The 935-nt window shown below is 52.8% G+C and carries 1 pseudogene; it reads left to right on the top strand.

Features of this window, described 5'->3' with window-relative positions:
* Positions 1-396 precede the first annotated feature (396 nt).
* Positions 397-531 (top strand): annotated as a pseudogene (locus tag HMPREF9710_RS28485) (Holliday junction branch migration protein RuvA); the annotation flags it as partial.
* Positions 532-935: the final 404 nt, after the last annotated feature.

Consider the following 935-nt stretch of genomic DNA (forward strand, 5'->3'; position numbering starts at 1 on the left):
CGCGATGACATGCAGACTCGAGGTTTTCTACTTCGGCGAGCGCTTCACGAACGCGATTATCTAACTACGAATTCTGGCCCCGCACACAGAATTTCTGACAGGTCCGATTGGTCCAGCCTCCGCGCTGACGCTTATATCAAGGTTAAGACTCGTTCAAGCAGAAGTGGCATTCTCCATCGGTACAAACGTATTGATAAAGAAACCGCAGACTCAGACATTACCTACATAGTCTCAGTTGGTAATAGGCTCGTTTCTGTACACGAACTGGTTCAAGACTCTATCTACGGAAGGGTCAACGCCAACGATGCCGCTGGTCGGACTCTTCCGGTAGTTAAGTACCCGGTTTCTGCCGAAGCAAAACCCCGTCTTAGTCGGGCATACGATGAAGGCCGCGAAGACACCTTAAATGCCCTGTTGGCATTGGGATACGGGGCAGAGGAGGCCGCTACTGCCCTTAGAAATGTGCCGCATGGTCTCAGTGCGCGTGAAGGAATCAAAGTCGCTCTCAGAAGCCTGCAAGCAGATAGCTAGAGGTAGCGATGTACCCCCCCTCCCTTTGACCGAGACTGCAATTCCAAAAGGCGCTAAAGGGTCAATCTCTGTTCGTTATTGTTGGGCTTTTGATGAGTGAGAACGTTTTCTGTACACATGCACAGGATACCCCCCGGCCCTTTAGCCTCCGGTTAGCCGCACAGTAGACCCCGACCTTGATGCCTCAGGTGGCCCCCGGTATAGGCGGAGTTACGGGGTAGACTAAGAACGCCTAACAAAAGCTTTCGACGTACTGCCAGCGGATGAGCGAGAAGGCAAGCGAAAGGAACGCTTGGCGGTGCCCGGACTGATGTCAACGGCGATTGAAAACTGATACAGATTTCGTCGTCCCAGCGATTTAAAACTGATACACCGCCGTCGCCGAACACCGTCCGTGTTCAGCC

The sequence above is a fragment of the Massilia timonae CCUG 45783 genome (assembly GCF_000315425.1).
Taxonomy (GTDB): Bacteria; Pseudomonadota; Gammaproteobacteria; order Burkholderiales; family Burkholderiaceae_D; genus Telluria; species Telluria timonae.